The organism is Bradyrhizobium sp. JYMT SZCCT0180, from assembly GCF_018130165.1.
GTDB lineage: Bacteria > Pseudomonadota > Alphaproteobacteria > Rhizobiales > Xanthobacteraceae > Bradyrhizobium.
Genome location: NZ_JAFCLZ010000002.1, coordinates 362,471 through 377,344, shown reverse-complemented (window position 1 = coordinate 377,344; position 14,874 = coordinate 362,471). Strand labels below are relative to the sequence as shown.

Sequence of the window (14,874 nt, the reverse complement as noted above, 5' to 3'; positions counted from 1 at the left end):
GTCAATTCAAGTGGCTCTACGACGTCAGGCGGATCCGTCTCGGGTTTGAGTTGGAGCAGCTCCGGCCGTTTCACGGGCCGCAGCGGCGCCGGAACGTTCAGGCGATCGGACGGCTGTTCCGGAACGTGGACAGCGTCGAAACAGTAAGCATCCCGTTTGATTTCCGCTCGTCTTAGCCGGCATTACATTCGAGAAATTGAGGGCACCTGTTTATGCAAAACGCCGCTGTTCAACGCTCGCTCAGGATTGCTCTGTTCAGTCTGTTGATGTCAGCCGCATTCGGAGTAAGCGCCAGCCTGGCGCAATCCGGCAGCGCCGGCGGCAGTATCGGCAATGACGAGAAATCACTGTCCGGATCTCGCGCCACGCCGCGCGCGATTGAGACGGAGAAGCCCGCACGGCGCAGCAAGTCCGAAGCCGAGAGCCCACGCCGCGCCTCGCGCAGTGGCGGTGGTGGCGGCGGCAATTTCGACGGCGCTTGGATGGTCACATCCGTCGGCTGCGGCGGTACCACGACCGGCGCGGTGGTCGTGACCAGCGGCAGGATCATCGCCCAGGGCGTCAGTGGCAGCGTCAGCGGCAACGGTTCCGCCCGCACGGTCGGCAATTTCAACGGCGTCACGGTCACCAGTTCCGGCCGTCTCTCCGGCCGCAGCGGTTCCGGAACGTTCCGGCAATCGACCGGTTGCGCTGGAACGTGGACGGCCAGCAAACAATAGCTTTCGTGCCTGTTTTCTAGAGCGTTTTCCAGCGAAGTGGCTACCGGTTCGCGTCAAGAAAACGCGTCAAATCAAGAAGCTAGAGGCCCGTTCGATTCAATCGGAACGGAAAAGACTCTAGCCTCCCGTCCGCTTCGCATATTGGGCTGGCGAGCCCCAATTATGCCCTACCCGCTCCGAAATTGCGGCCCATTACGACCCAAGTCTTTAACGAAAACTTGAGACGTAAGTGTCGCGTATCACCATCGGGGATGGCCATGTCAAAGCGTTCAGCGAAATTCATCTCGGCGTTCTTCGCCAGTATTCTGGCGGGAACCAGTTTCGCTGCCGTTGCGCAGGATGCCGCCAAAGATACCAGCAAGGAGAACAGCGCGAAAACGGCGGACAGCTGCCTGACGCGTCCAAAAGGGGCTTTGCCGGCAGGCGGTCATTGGTATTACCGGGTCGATCACGCCACCAAACGCAATTGCTGGTACATCGGCGAAGCGAAGAACAAGACCGCGCGCGCCGCGCCGAAGGAATCTTCATCCGCGCCTGCAGCATCGGATTCCGCATCGGCGGAGGCGGCCAATGCCGTTTCGCCGCAGCAGAGCTTCAATGCGCGCAAATCGATCGCCAACGCGCGCGCCGAACTGACCGCGCCGCAGGCGCGCGTCGAGGATTTGATCGAGCCGCGGAGCACGGGCACCGTGCCCGTTGCCAAAATCGCAAATAACCAAATTGCGGCCGCACCAGACTCGCAACCGCCATCGTCCATCGCATCGCGCTGGCCGGAATCTTCGGGCGTCAGCCCCTCGAGCGGTCCGCGCCTTGCTGCGGCCGAGCCATCGCAGATCCCGCAGACTCAAAACCCGCAGACCCAAAGCCTCCAGACCCAGAACCTTCAAACCCCAAGCCTTCAAACCCAGAGCCTACAAGCCAATCCCACAGCGGCCCCGCCGCCCGCCATCCCCCCGGTTGCGCTCGCTGCCGCGGACGCATCGCAGGAAAGACGGTCGGCATCGATGCAGATGCTGCTGCTGGTAATGGCTGGTGCACTCGCGCTGGCAGGAATTACGGCAAGTCTGGTTTACCGGTTCGGCCGCGCGCAGGCGATCCCGCTGGAAGCGCGCGGTGATCGCCGAGCGATCTGGGATTCGATCCCGACCGAACGGAACTCGCCATCGATGTTCCCGGACGAGACGCCGGTCTGGCGCAGCAATACTCCGCGCGACGTTCCCCGCGATCCGCGCGCGCCCGACGATCCGGAGCGGCGGGTAACGGAGATGCTGGCGCGATTGGCGCGCAGTGCGCATACGTAAGGCCGGGCGTCGCGTAGTCCGGGCATAGACTCGGCCTGCGACCGCCGTCGGAATTACTTTTCGAGCTGGCGCTGCAGGCCGCGAACGAATTCCGTCAGTCCGGTGCGGCGCTCGCGCTTGAGCCGCTCGGCCTTGAGGATCGACTGCACCTCGGCGAAGGCATGGTCGACGTCCTGGTTGATGACGATGTAGTCGTATTCCGCCCAATGGCTCAGTTCGTGGGTGGCGCGGTCCATCCTTCCGCGAATGACCTCGTCTGAATCCTGGGCGCGGGTGTGCAGGCGCTTTTCGAGGTCGGCAGCCGACGGCGGCAGGATGAACACGCTGACCACGTCGGCGCGGGCTTTCTCGCGCAATTGTTGCGTGCCCTGCCAGTCGATATCGAACAGTACGTCCTGCCCGGCCGACAGCGCGGCCTCGACCGGCGCACGCGGCGTTCCATAGCGATTGTCGAACACGGTGGCCCATTCGAGCAATTCGCCCTTCTTGGCCATTGCTTCGAATTTCGGTTTGTCGACGAAGAAATAGTCGCGCCCGTCGACCTCTCCCGGCCGCATCGGCCGCGTGGTCGCCGACACCGACATCTTCAGGCCAGGCATCTTGTCGATCAGCATCCGCGACAGCGTGGTCTTGCCCGCGCCTGACGGTGAGGACAGCACGAACATCAGTCCGCGCCGCTCAACCCCGTCGAATCCACCAGCCGTCATCGCTCACTCCAGATTCTGGACCTGCTCGCGGAACTGCTCCACCACGTTTTTCATCTCGAGCCCGGTATTGGTCAACTCCAGATCGTTCGATTTCGAGCAGCAGGTGTTGACCTCGCGGTTGAACTCCTGGGCGAGAAAATCCAGCCGGCGCCCCACCGGGCCGCCCTTGCCGATCATCTCGCGGGCCTGGGCGATGTGGGAGGCGATGCGGTCGAGCTCCTCGCGGATGTCGGCTTTGGCCGCGATCATGATCGCTTCCTGATTGAGCCGGTCAGGATCGAAACGATCTGATGTTTCCAGCAGCGCTGCGACCTGTTCGGCCAGCCGCGCCCTGATCGCCTCGGGCTTGCGGCCGGGCGCAGCCTCGGCCCTGTTCGCGAGCTTCTCGATCTCATCCATGCGCTGGTTGAGGATCTGCCCGAGCGTGACGCCCTCACGGCGGCGCATCTCGACCAGATTGGCCAGCGCCTGCTCGAAGGCGACGGCCGCGGCGTCTTTGGCCGCCTTGTCTTCGGCCTCATCGCTTTCGGGCTCGACCACCTCGATGACGCCCTTGATGCCGAGCAGACCATCGATGCTGGGCGCAACCGCATCGATCTTGCCGGCGAGCACACCCGCGACCTTTACGATCGAGTTGAGCACGTCCTCATTGATGCGGATGGTCGAGACCGCGTTGGCCCGCTTGACGTTGAGATTGGCGTAGACCGTGCCCCGCGACAGCACCTCGCCGGCCCGCTTCTTGGCGAAAGCCTCGAGTTCGTCCCATCCAGGCGGCAGCCGCAGCCGCAGGTCAAAGCCCTTGGCGTTGACCGACTTCAGTTCCCACTCGAACGTGTACGGACCGCTGGCGCCGTTGCTCCGGGCAAAGCCGGTCATGCTCGATAGCGCCATCGCGTAAAACTTTCCGAAAACAGGGAGATGCCAGACTCGGGGTGCGGCGCGAGCTTAAAACGAATTCACGCCTGATGGAATTGACTTAGCGCTGAACCACCGGCGCCGTGGTGGTCGATTGCGCCGCGCCCTGGCGGGCGCCGGGGGCTGCCGCAGGCGCCGCCGGACGTGCGGGCTGCCGCTTCGTCCCCGTCGGTTTCGGCGTGGTCGCCGTCGGGTTGGTGTCGGCCGCCGGCGTACCAGCCGCTGCAGGCGGTGCGGCCTCTTCGGCCGGTTCGACGGTGTCGTTCTGGATCTGCTTTTCCAGCACCCGCAGCTTGGCGACGTTTTTCTGATGCTGGTCGTAGGTTTCGGTGAAGGTATGTCCGCCGCTGCCATCGGCGACGAAGAACAGGTCGCGGGTCCGCGCCGGGTTGGCGACCGCCTCGAGCGAGGCGCGGCCGGGATTGGCGATCGGGCCCGGCGGCAAGCCCTCGATCACATAGGTGTTGTAGGGCGACGGCTGGGTGATCTCGGAGCGCTTGATCGGCCGGCCCAGCGTACCCTTGCCGCCCACCAGCCCGTAGATGATGGTCGGATCGGACTGCAGCTTCATCTTCTGTCGCAGCCGGTTGGTGAAGACAGCGGCGACCCGGCTGCGCTCGTCGGCCCGGCCGGTTTCCTTCTCGACGATCGAGGCAAGCGTAATCAACGCCTCCGGCGATTTGACCGGAATGTCCGGATTGCGGCGTTCCCAGACTTCCGCGAGCATCCGCTTCTGGGTCTGCTGCATGCGCTGGACTACCTGTTCGCGGCTGGTGCCGCGCGGGAATTTATAGGTTTCCGGCAGCAGCGTGCCCTCGCGCGGCATTTCCTTCAGCGAGCCCGAGAACAGGTCGTTGTCGGTGAGGCGCGCCACGATCTGTTCGGAGGTCAAGCCTTCGGGAATGGTGACGCTGTGCTGCACCACCTTGCCCTCGACGATGGTCGCGATGACATCGCGCAGGCTGGCGCGCTTCTGGAACGAGTATTCGCCGGGCTTGAGGTCGGAACTCGCCTTCAGCGCAAACACGCTGCCGATGAACAGCCACGGATTGACGTTGATCACGCCCTCGCGCTGCAACGCGTCGGCAATGTCTCTTTTGCCGGCACGTGCCGGAATATTGACGATCTTGTCTTCCTGCAGTGGACCTGGCGTCTCCAAAAGCTGGCGCCCGTAATAATACGCGGTCCCCGCGCCGATCATCAAAATGATCAGAATGGTGATGATGGCGTTACCGATCACGACAAACAGATTGCGGGCGCGCTCGGACCGCTTCGGCGGCGGCGGTACCTGCTCGGGCTCCAGCGCAGCGCGCGGGCTCCGGGGGGAAATGGGCGGCCTTTCACTCATCGATGCAACCTGAATCCTGCCGGTTCAATCGTGGCCTGACAAACCCCTGCCCGGCCAATAGCATACGCCCACGTCTAGGAGTCATCGCCGAATACGGCAAAACGGTGGAGTCGCTCTAAACACTTGCTAACTAACTATGCGCCGAACGATGACGGAGGCGTTGGTACCTCCGAAACCGAAAGAATTCGACAACGCGACGTTGATCTCGCGTTGGCGCGCCGCTTGAGGCACGAGATCGATCGCCGTCTCCACCGACGGATTTTCCAGATTGATGGTGGGCGGGGCGATGTTGTCGCGAATCGCAAGGATGCTGAAAATCGCCTCGATCGCGCCGGCCGCACCGAGCAGATGCCCGGTCGACGATTTGGTCGACGACATCGACACCTTGGAAGTTGCATTGCCGAGCAACCGCTCCACCGCGCCGAGCTCGATCTCGTCGCCGATCTGCGTCGAGGTGCCGTGCGCGTTGATGTAGTCGATATCGGACGCGCTGATCCCAGCGCGTTTCAACGCCGCACTCATGCTGCGGAAGGCACCATCGCCGTCCGGCGCCGGTGAGGTGATGTGATAGGCGTCACCCGACAGGCCGTAGCCGATCACCTCGGCGTAGATTTTCGCGCCGCGCTTTTTGGCGTGTTCATATTCCTCGAGCACCACGATGCCGGCGCCCTCGCCCATCACGAAGCCGTCGCGATCCTTGTCGTAGGGACGCGAAGCCCGTTCCGGCGTGTCGTTGAAGGCGGTCGAGAGCGCACGCGCCGCGCAGAAGCCCGCCATCGCCAGCCGGCAGATCGGCGATTCGGTTCCGCCCGCCACCATCACCTCGGCGTCGCCGAGCGTGATCAGGCGGCTGGCATCGCCGATCGCGTGTGCGCCGGTCGAACATGCGGTGACGACGGAATGGTTGGGTCCCTTGAGGCCGTGCTCGATCGAGACGTAGCCGGAAGCGAGATTGATCAGCCGCCCTGGAATGAAGAACGGCGAGACCTTGCGGGGCCCGCGCTCCTTGAGCAGCAGCGCGGTATCGGCGATGCCGGACAGGCCGCCGATTCCGGACCCGATCAGGGTGCCGGTCGCGCATTTGTCCTCTTCGGTCTCGGGATGCCAATCGGCGTCGTCGAGCGCCTGACGCGCGGCGGCCATCGCAAAGATGATGAAATCATCGACCTTGCGCTGGTCCTTTGGCTCCATCCACTGGTCCGGATTGAAGGTGCCGCCGCTGCCGTCGCCGCGTGGAATCACGCAGGCGATCTGGCTGGAGAGATCGGCAACTTCGAAGGTCTCGATTCGCCTGGCGCCGCTCCGGCCGGCGAGGATACGCGTCCACGTTGCGTCAACGCCGCAGCCGAGTGGCGTAACCATGCCCAGCCCCGTGACGACAACCCGCCTCATATCAAAAACTCCGGCCCGAAACTGGCGGTCCATAACAAGAAACCGGGGGACCGTTCGACAACGGCCCGTCCGGCTCTATGCGCACCGCGCGGGGGCGTCAGCTTTTCGCGTTCTTTTCGAGAAATTTCGTCGCGTCGCCGACGGTCAGAATCGTTTCCGCGGCGTCATCGGGAATCTCGCAACCGAACTCTTCTTCAAATGCCATCACAAGCTCGACGGTGTCGAGGCTGTCAGCGCCAAGGTCATCGATGAAACTTGCCGCATCGACCACCTTCTCGGGTTCAACACCGAGGTGCTCGACCACAATCTTCTTAACCCGCTCGCCAATCTCACTCATCGTTCAACCTCGTGCTTGTTCCATTGGACCCGACCCCAAGATACCGCAAGACGATACGAGCCATCGTGGTCGTTAAACTTCCTTCGCAATCGCGCATAGTCTTGATTCGGCACGGTGGTAGCCGACAAAGGCCCGGCGAACGGCAGGCGTCGCCACGCCAATATACAGGGTTTCAAAATCCTGCAATGGCCTTGTTTGCCCATCCGTCGGTGGTTCGGTTATCATACTTCCCTACCGTTGACTACAAGCCCTCGGCCGGCCGCCCGAAACGGCCCTTCGCCGCATCGATCGGGCCGTAACCGGCTCAAATCATGGCCATTCCGCCGTTGACGTGGATGGTTTGCCCGGTGACGTAAGCCGCCTCGTTCGAACTGAGATAAACCGCCGCCGCGGCGATGTCCTCGGGCGTTCCCAGCCGTGCTGCAGGAACCTTCGACAGGATGGTCTCGCGCTGCTTGTCGTTGAGCGCATCCGTCATCGGCGTCTTGATGAATCCGGGGGCGATGCAATTGGCGGTCACGTTGCGCTTGGCGTATTCGCCGCCCAGCGTCTTGATCAGGCCGATGATTCCCGCCTTCGACGCGGTGTAATTGGCCTGTCCGGGATTGCCGGTCACACCGACGATCGAGGTGATGGCAATGATGCGGCCGAAGCGCTTGCGCATCATCAATTTGGTCGCGGCGCGCGCCAGGCGGAAGGTCGCCGTCAGGTTGACGTTGATGACGTCGTCCCAATCCTCGTCGCGCAATTGCACGAACAGGTTGTCGCGGGTGATACCGGCATTGGCGATCAGGATATCGACCTGCCCCATCGCCGCTTCCGCCGCGGGCACCAGGGCCTCGACTTCCGCGCTGTCGGAAAGATTGCACGGCAGCACGTGAACGCGCTCGCCGAGCTTGGTGGCGAAGGCATCCAGCACTTCGCGGCGCGTGCCCGAGATCGCCACCGTCGCGCCCTGCGCATGCAGTGCCTGCGCGATGGCGTTGCCAATGCCGCCGGTCGCGCCGGTCACCAGCGCCGTCCTGCCCGTCAAATCGAACATCGAAATCTCCTTGTTCGGCAAGCTTACTTCGAAGCCGCCAATGCGTCCTTGGCGGCGGCAATGTCCCCGGGCCCACCGACTGAAACGCCGACCGCACCATCGGCGATGCGCTTGACCAGCCCGCTCAGCACCTTGCCGGCGCCGATCTCGAAAAAGCGCGTCACGCCCTGGGACGCCATATAGGCGACCGACTCGCGCCAGCGCACGGTACCCGTGACCTGCTCGATCAGGCGGCGACGAATTTCGTCCGGATCGGTGATCGGCGCGGCCAGCACGTTCGACACGAGCGGCGAAGCCGGCGCCTTGATCGTCACATCGGCCAGCGCCTTCGCCATGGCGTCGGCCGCGGGCTGCATCAGCTTGCAATGGAACGGCGCGGACACCGGCAGCGGCATCGCGCGCTTGGCGCCCTTGGTCTTTGCAATTTCGAGCGCGCGCTCGACCGCGGCCTTGTCGCCGGAGACCACCACCTGCCCGCCGCCATTGTCATTGGCGGCCTGACAGACCTGATCCTGCGCAGCTTCAGCCGCGACAGCCACCGCCGCCTCGTAGTCCAGACCAAGCAGCGCGGCCATGGCGCCGACGCCGACCGGCACGGCCTTTTGCATCGCAAGGCCGCGGGTGCGGAGCAGGCGCGCGGTATCGCTGATACTGAGGCTGCCGGCCGCAGCCAGCGCCGAATATTCGCCGAGCGAGTGACCGGCCACGAAGGCGGCGTCCCGCCCGACTGAGAATCCAGCCTCGGTCTCCAGCACGCGCAAGGTCGCGATCGAGACCGCCATCAGGGCCGGCTGGGCATTTTCGGTGAGCTGGAGGGTTTCGGCAGGCCCGTCCCAGATGATCGCGGTCAGCTTTTCGCCGAGCGCCGCATCGACCTCGTCGAATACCGCCCGCGCGGCCGGAAAGGCGTCCGCCAAGGCCTTGCCCATACCCACGGCCTGCGACCCCTGGCCTGGAAAGGTGAATGCTGCGGTCATTTTGGCTCAAAACTCCATCAAGTGCAGCCGTAAGACACCGGGTTTCGCCGCCCTGTCAAGCCGGACGGAGCGTGCATCGCACAAGCAATCGCGGTGCAAAATTGGCCGCGCCGCCTGGAACCTCGCCGCGGCGCTCGCCGGGATCATCGCAGATATCGATCAACCCAGCTATTTCGGCACCGAAGCCACTCCTGCTGTCTTGAGCGTCCTGCAACAAGCGTGTAACGGCGCGAGCGCACACGGATGCGGCGCCAGCCCCGCAATCGCCGAGCCCGGTCAAGTCTTACCCAGGTGATCTCTTGAGTCCTGAACCTTCTGCGAAACCCGTGGCGTCCAGCTCGTTCGCGGCCATGAAGTCGCAGCCCTATCGGGCCCAGTTCATCGCCTACGTGCTGGCCATGATGGCCGACAATGTCGAGCACGTGATCAGCTATTGGGTGGTGTTCCAGAAATTCCATTCACCCGCGCTGGCGGGCTTTGCGGTGCTGTCGCACTGGCTGCCCTTTTTGCTGTTTTCCGTCGCCGTCGGCGGGCTCGCCGACCGGTTCGATCCGCGTCCGTCGCATCATTCAGTGCGGGATGCTGCTGTTCATCGTGGCGTCGGCGGGTTGGGGAATTTTCTTCATTACCGACACGCTTCAGATGTGGCACGCGATGCTGCTCCTGGTCATCCACGGCTGCGCCGGCGTGCTGTGGCAGACGCCGAACCAGCTGCTGCTTTACGATATCGTCGGCCCCGCCGATCTGCCGAGCGCGGTACGGCTGAACGCGATGGCGCGCTATCTGGGCATCCTGGTAGGTCCCGCCGCGGGCGGCGTGATCATGCTGGCGCTGGGACCCTCCCACGGCATCATTCTCAACACGGTGTTCTATCTCCCGATGCTGCTCTGGCTGTTCTGGGCGCCCATCAGCGCCCAGGGCGCAGTGGCAAAGCGCCTCGCCGTCCGCGGCCTTGCCGACATCGTGCAGACCATCCGCGTCATCGGCACCTACCCTGTCCTGATCTCGATGACGCTGCTCGCCGGACTGACCTCCTTCATGATCGGCAACGCCTACCACGCCCAGATGCCGGGCTTTGCCGTCGATCTCGGCCACGGCGACCCCGGCGTGGCCTACAGCGTGCTGCTGGCCGCCGACGCCGCCGGCGCACTGCTCGCGGGCATCGCGCTCGAAGCGTGGGGGCGGCTCAGAGCGACACCTCAGACGGCCATCGTCCTTGCCATTCTATGGGCGCTGTCGCTGCTCGCATTCGCATCGGTCGGGATCTACTCGCTTGCGATCGCGCTGCTGTTCGCCGCAGGATTCTTCGAGCTGTCGTTCAACACGATGGCGCAGACCATGGTCCAGTTGAACGCTCCCGCCAACATTCGCGGCCGCGTCGTCGGCCTGTTCAACATGGCCGGACTCGGCATGCGCGCCTTCAGCGGCATCACCGTGGGTCTGTTCGGCGCGGCGATCGGCATTCACTGGTCGCTTGCCCTGTCGGCCGCGGTGCTGTTGGCGTTTCTGTTCGTGCTGCTTCGCCGCGCCCATGCGCAAGCCGGCCGAACACGCGCCAGCGGCGGCTAGAAGCCGCCGGCCTTCTGATCGCCGCCGACCTCGGCCCCGGCACGTGCGCGGCGCGCGCTGCTCACGAGCTGGCCCGGGCGATCCTGCTGGTTGGGCTTTGCGGTCGCAAGGCGCAGCACGGCGGCATAGTTCGGCTGCACTTCCATGCGGTCGGCATGCCGGCTTTGGCTCAGAATGCGGTGGACGCGCGGCAGGTTGTAGCAGGGCACGTAGAACAGCAGATGATGCTCGAGATGATAGTTCACGTAATAGGGCGCGACGAACAGCCGCTCGAGGAAACCGGCATGCGTGGTGCGGGTGTTGCGCAAGGGATCGCTGCTGTCGGGCACCACGGCGTGCTCGGCGATATTGCGGATGCGGGTGATCACCATCTGCCAGGTGAAGAGCGGCAGCAGCCATAGCAGTGGATAGGCCCACCACACGCCGGCAGCGGCAAGGCCTGCGAACATCACCGCATTGACCGCGAACTGCGGACCGAGCTTTTCCCAGAAATGGGCAGCGCGCTTCGACAGCGGCCATTCCGCCGGACCGAGCGCGTTGAGCAATTGCGCCTTGCGCTGCTGATAACCGGTCTGCCCGGTGATATCGCGGAGGAATTTGCGGCGATAGCTCATCTTCGTAATCGGAAACGGCGCCGACAGAATGAGATCGGGATCGTCCTCCTGCTGGGTGCGCGCATGATGCTGCAGGTGATAGCGGCGATAGGCGCGGGTCTCGGCAAACACCGGATAGGCGCAGAACCACTGGCTCAGGGTCAGGTTGGTTTTCTCGTCGGCCGACAGGCAGCCATGCGCGCCGTCATGCATCAGGATCGCAAGCCCGAGCTGGCGCGAGCCGATGATGCCGACGGCCAGCACGAACGTCAGCGGATTGGGCCACCAGGCCACCAGCGCGATCGAGCCAACGATCAATGCCCAAGCATGCACGATCAGGGCAACGCCTTTCCAGGTCGAACGCCGGCGCACGGCGATCAATTCATCCTCGCTCAGGAAATCACGGGCACGCATGCGAAGCGCGGTCATGACGACGTCTCCCCTTCGGGTGAATCGGAAGCTGACGTGGGATTGCCGACGAGGCGCAGGCGCGCGCTGTCAACGGAAGAGGTCGTCGCCTGCTCACCGAGCGAGCGCAGCAACTCGCCGCACATCTGCTCGGCCGCGCGGCCCATGGCATAGCCCTCCACGATCACGCCGATCGCAACGGCCCAGAACCTGCGCGAACTTTCTTCCGGCGCGCGCAGCGAGCGCCAGCCGTGCCGCTCGACCTGGCTGGCATAGGCGCGTGCGCCCTCGCTGTGCAGCCGCTCGATGGTGCGCTCGACCAGCGGCGCGAGATCCTGGCGGCGGCGCGTCAGCGTCAGCGCCTCGGCGAAGAAGGCCACCGAGTCCGTCGCCGTCACCGTCTCGGCCAGCGCGTGGGTGTAGTCGCGCGGCGAATGCGCCTGCAGCGCCGCCTGCTCGGTCGCGCGCGCCAGATAGAGCATGTCGCGGCAGGCGGCTTCCACGAACAGCGCTTCCTTGGTCCGGAAATAATAGGTGATCTGGCTCGGAAACGCGTCGGCAGCGGCGGCGATATCCGAGATCGAGGCGCCGGAAAGGCCACGCTCTTTGAACAGGCGGCTGGCGCCATCCAGCAGGCGGGAACGCATCTGGCGTCCGGCCGAACGCGTGGCGCGGACGGCGTGCTTGGGGTCGCCAGGTGCCTGAGCGGTTTCGACGGACTCGGAAACCATTTTGGGAGCCATTTTGCCCTCTCGTCCCTTATTTGTATGATATACAAACAAATATGTCAATGAAGCCCTTGGGGACGGCGGTCGGCCAGGGCATCAACCGGCCAAATCCCCGCATCAACGCTTGCCAGCGGGCTCAAAATCTCTATAAACCGCGCATCCGTGGATCCCGGCCGGGAGCTGAACGGACGGTCTCAGCAATCTCACCTTTCGGCGATGTTGATGTGGCAGGGCCAGTTGGCCCGTCGTCCCGTGCTTCCGCCTTCTGAGCATTATCGAGTCCTTTCCGAAGGTCTCGAAGGGCTTGCCGCCGGGAACCGCGCCAACACAGGAAAGGACACCCATGCCTCTTTATGAGCATGTTTTTCTCGCGCGTCAGGATGCGAGCACCCAGCAGGTCGAAGAGCTGACCACCCAGATGACGGGCATCGTCGAAGGGCTCGGCGGCAAGATCACCAAGACCGAGAACTGGGGCGTGCGCTCCCTCACCTATCGCATGAACAAGAATCGCAAGGCACATTTCGTGCTGATGAACATCGATGCGCCCTCCGCTGCGGTCACCGAGATCGAGCGCCAGGAGCGGATCTCTGAAGACGTCATCCGCTATCTCACCGTCCGCGTCGAAGAGCACGAGGAAGGTCCCTCTGCCATGATGCGCAAGGCCGATCGCGATCGCGAGCGCGACGATCGTGGTGGTGGTGGTTTCCGTGGTGACCGCGAAGGCGGCTTCCGTGGCGACCGTGAAGGCGGTGGCTTCCGTGGCGACCGTGGCCCGCGCCGTCCGCGCGATGAAGACGCAGCGGTTGAGGAGTAAGAATCATGGCTGAAGCTGGTGCACGCCGTCCGTTTTTCCGCCGCCGCAAGACCTGCCCGTTCACGGGTCCGAATGCGCCGAAGATCGACTACAAGGATTCCAAGCTGCTGATGCGTTACGTTTCCGAGCGCGGCAAGATCGTGCCGAGCCGCATCACCGCCGTCTCCGCCAAGAAGCAGCGTGAACTCGCCCGCGCCATCAAGCGCTCGCGGTTCCTCGGCTTGCTGCCCTACGTTATTCGCTAAGACGATTTCGATCGGCGGCATCCGTGCCGCCGATCGCGACTTTTCATAAGGCTTCCGGGTCGTCCGGTCGCCGATGGTTGGGGTCCAAAGACCTCTAACCGCTCGAAGGGAGCGGGACAGCTGATGATCGTGATCATACTCATAGCGCTTGCGGCCGGCTCTGCGTCGGCGCTGATGTTCGCCTCGATCATCTCGGGCGCGCTGATCTCATTGCTATTGTTCTATCTGGCCCCGCTGCCGCTGATGGTGGCCGCCCTTGGGTGGGGCCCGCTTGCGGCGACGATCGGCGGCATCGCCGCGGCTTCTGGCCTTGGGCTGATGTTCGGCCTGCCCTACTGCATCGCCTTTGTCGTCACCGTCGCCCTGCCCGCCTGGTGGCTCGGCCATCTCGCGCTGCTCGGACGGCCGCTGCCCGCCGAGGAAGCAGACAATGGCGCCCCGCCTGCCGCGCCTGCGATGGAATGGTATCCGGCCGGCCGCATCCTGCTGTGGGTTGCAGGCTTTGCGATGCTGACCACGATCACCGCCATGCTGACGCTCGGCAGCGACGCCGAGGCGATTACGGCGGCACTGAAACGCGGCCTGATGCGAATCCTGACGCCCCGCAATGCCGCGCCATCAGGCGACACCGAGCGGTGGGTTAGCGCGCTCGCAATCATCGCGCCGCCGGCCGCCGCGATCGTCGCCATGATGACGCTAACGCTCAATCTCTGGCTCGCCGGCAAGATCACCGCGACCTCCGGCCGCCTGCACCGGCCGTGGCCGGACCTGAAGAGCGCAGAGCTGCCGCCGATGACGCTGGTCGCGCTGTCGGTCGCACTGGCGTTCTGTTTCGTCGGCGGGCTCGTCGCGTTGTTCGCGCAGATCACGGCCACCGCCTTGTTGATGGCCTACGCCATCATCGGCTTTGCCGTGCTGCACACGCTGACACTGGCGCTGAACGGCCGCGCGTTCTGGCTGTCCTGCGCCTACGCCGTCGTCGTGGTGTTCGGCTGGCCGGTATTGGCGATGGTCGTGCTTGGCCTCGCCGACGCGGTATTCGGATTTCGCCAACGCTTCATGCGCGGCAGACCGCCGCCGGTGCCTGCAGCCTAACCATTCCACCGATCCACTCAAACCGGACCATCACCACTTCAAAAGGAGAACGAATATGGAAGTCATTTTGCTGGAACGCGTCGCCAAGCTCGGTCAGATGGGCGAAGTCGTCAAAGTCAGGGACGGATTTGCCCGTAACTTTCTGCTCAAGCGCGGCAAGGCGCTGCGCGCCACGTCGGACAATCGCTCCAAGTTCGACGGCATGAAGGCCGAACTCGAGGCCAACAACCTCAAGGCCAAGGGCGAAGCCACCAAGGTCGCGGAGAAGATCAACGACCGCAACGTGGTCGTGCTGCGCCAGGCCTCCGAAACCGGCCAATTGTTCGGTTCGGTCAGCGTGCGCGACATCATCGCCTCCTTCGAGGCCGACGGCGTCACCATCAGCCGCAGCCAGGTCATGCTGGACGCGCCGATCAAGACCATCGGCAAGCACTCGATTGCCATCGCCGTGCACCCCGAAGTCGAAGTCAGCGTCAGCGTCACGGTTGCACGCAGCGCGGATGAAGCCGAGCGCATCAACCGCGGCGAGGACATCTCGAGCCGTCAGGAAGATCAGGACGCCGCCGCCGAGGCGCTGGCCGCCGCCGGCGAGTTCTTCGATCCGGAAGCTCACCACGACGACGACGCGCCGGCCCCGGCTGCGACCGAGAAGTAACGCAGGCCGATCTTTATGTGTTGAAGACC

15 protein-coding genes and 1 pseudogene are annotated in these 14,874 nt (G+C 64.1%); 7 read left to right on the top strand and 9 right to left on the bottom strand.

Annotated features, from left to right (window positions below; translation table 11 throughout):
- The first annotated feature begins 266 nt into the window (after positions 1-266).
- Both JQ641_RS04430 and JQ641_RS04425 read left to right on the top strand, forming a co-directional pair.
- Complete coding sequence (locus JQ641_RS04430; RefSeq protein ID WP_249150183.1) at positions 267-719, top strand: hypothetical protein; 453 nt, start codon at positions 267-269, stop codon at positions 717-719.
- A 257-nt stretch (positions 720-976) separates the two neighbouring features.
- Positions 977-2,020 (top strand): hypothetical protein, encoded by a 1,044-nt coding sequence (locus tag JQ641_RS04425; RefSeq protein ID WP_211994601.1) that lies wholly within the window; start codon positions 977-979, stop codon positions 2,018-2,020.
- A gap of 53 nt (positions 2,021-2,073) precedes the next feature.
- Here the strand turns inward: JQ641_RS04425 and gmk are convergent, their stop codons facing one another.
- The 7 genes from gmk to fabD all read right to left on the bottom strand — a co-directional run bounded on the left by gmk (position 2,074) and on the right by fabD (position 8,738).
- Positions 2,074-2,727 (bottom strand): guanylate kinase, encoded by a 654-nt coding sequence (gmk, locus tag JQ641_RS04420; protein WP_192740726.1) that lies wholly within the window; start codon positions 2,725-2,727, stop codon positions 2,074-2,076.
- 3 nt (positions 2,728-2,730) lie between these two features.
- A complete protein-coding gene (locus tag JQ641_RS04415) occupies positions 2,731-3,618 on the bottom strand; it encodes a YicC/YloC family endoribonuclease (RefSeq protein WP_211994600.1) in 888 nt (295 codons plus the stop codon).
- A gap of 85 nt (positions 3,619-3,703) precedes the next feature.
- Complete coding sequence (gene mltG, locus JQ641_RS04410) at positions 3,704-4,990, bottom strand: endolytic transglycosylase MltG (RefSeq protein ID WP_211994599.1); 1,287 nt, start codon at positions 4,988-4,990, stop codon at positions 3,704-3,706.
- A gap of 126 nt (positions 4,991-5,116) precedes the next feature.
- Positions 5,117-6,382, bottom strand: a complete 1,266-nt coding sequence (gene fabF / locus JQ641_RS04405; protein WP_211994598.1) for a beta-ketoacyl-ACP synthase II — start codon at positions 6,380-6,382, stop codon at positions 5,117-5,119.
- Between the two features lie 97 nt (positions 6,383-6,479).
- Positions 6,480-6,719 (bottom strand): acyl carrier protein, encoded by a 240-nt coding sequence (locus tag JQ641_RS04400; RefSeq protein ID WP_006020277.1) that lies wholly within the window; start codon positions 6,717-6,719, stop codon positions 6,480-6,482.
- A gap of 304 nt (positions 6,720-7,023) precedes the next feature.
- The gene (fabG, locus tag JQ641_RS04395) at positions 7,024-7,761 is read right to left on the bottom strand and encodes a 3-oxoacyl-[acyl-carrier-protein] reductase (RefSeq protein WP_192740730.1); all 738 of its coding nucleotides are present in this window, start codon (positions 7,759-7,761) and stop codon (positions 7,024-7,026) included.
- A 23-nt stretch (positions 7,762-7,784) separates the two neighbouring features.
- A complete protein-coding gene (fabD, locus tag JQ641_RS04390) occupies positions 7,785-8,738 on the bottom strand; it encodes an ACP S-malonyltransferase (RefSeq protein ID WP_211994597.1) in 954 nt (317 codons plus the stop codon).
- Positions 8,739-9,088: 350 nt separating this feature from the next.
- On the opposite strand from fabD, the pseudogene JQ641_RS04385 reads away from it, so the two are divergent.
- A pseudogene (locus JQ641_RS04385) lies at positions 9,089-10,307 on the top strand (MFS transporter).
- On the opposite strand, the gene JQ641_RS04380 reads toward JQ641_RS04385, so the two are convergent.
- Positions 10,304-11,329 (bottom strand): fatty acid desaturase family protein, encoded by a 1,026-nt coding sequence (locus JQ641_RS04380; protein ID WP_211994596.1) that lies wholly within the window; start codon positions 11,327-11,329, stop codon positions 10,304-10,306. The pseudogene JQ641_RS04385 and the gene JQ641_RS04380 sit on opposite strands and share 4 nt — an antisense overlap.
- Positions 11,326-12,051: a TetR/AcrR family transcriptional regulator C-terminal domain-containing protein gene (locus tag JQ641_RS04375; protein WP_211994595.1), complete on the bottom strand. Its 726-nt coding sequence runs from the start codon at positions 12,049-12,051 to the stop codon at positions 11,326-11,328. The genes JQ641_RS04380 and JQ641_RS04375 overlap by 4 nt, the downstream gene beginning before the upstream one ends.
- Before the next feature lie 328 nt (positions 12,052-12,379).
- Here JQ641_RS04375 and rpsF point away from each other — a divergent pair, with 328 nt between their 5' ends.
- The 4 genes from rpsF to rplI all read left to right on the top strand — a co-directional run bounded on the left by rpsF (position 12,380) and on the right by rplI (position 14,845).
- Positions 12,380-12,850: a 30S ribosomal protein S6 gene (rpsF, locus tag JQ641_RS04370; RefSeq protein WP_211994594.1), complete on the top strand. Its 471-nt coding sequence runs from the start codon at positions 12,380-12,382 to the stop codon at positions 12,848-12,850.
- A 5-nt stretch (positions 12,851-12,855) separates the two neighbouring features.
- Positions 12,856-13,095, top strand: coding sequence for a 30S ribosomal protein S18 (gene rpsR / locus JQ641_RS04365; protein ID WP_002711478.1), 240 nt, complete (start codon positions 12,856-12,858; stop codon positions 13,093-13,095).
- A gap of 123 nt (positions 13,096-13,218) precedes the next feature.
- Complete coding sequence (locus tag JQ641_RS04360; RefSeq protein ID WP_211994593.1) at positions 13,219-14,190, top strand: hypothetical protein; 972 nt, start codon at positions 13,219-13,221, stop codon at positions 14,188-14,190.
- A gap of 55 nt (positions 14,191-14,245) precedes the next feature.
- Positions 14,246-14,845, top strand: coding sequence for a 50S ribosomal protein L9 (gene rplI, locus JQ641_RS04355; RefSeq protein ID WP_211994592.1), 600 nt, complete (start codon positions 14,246-14,248; stop codon positions 14,843-14,845).
- Positions 14,846-14,874 lie beyond the last annotated feature (29 nt).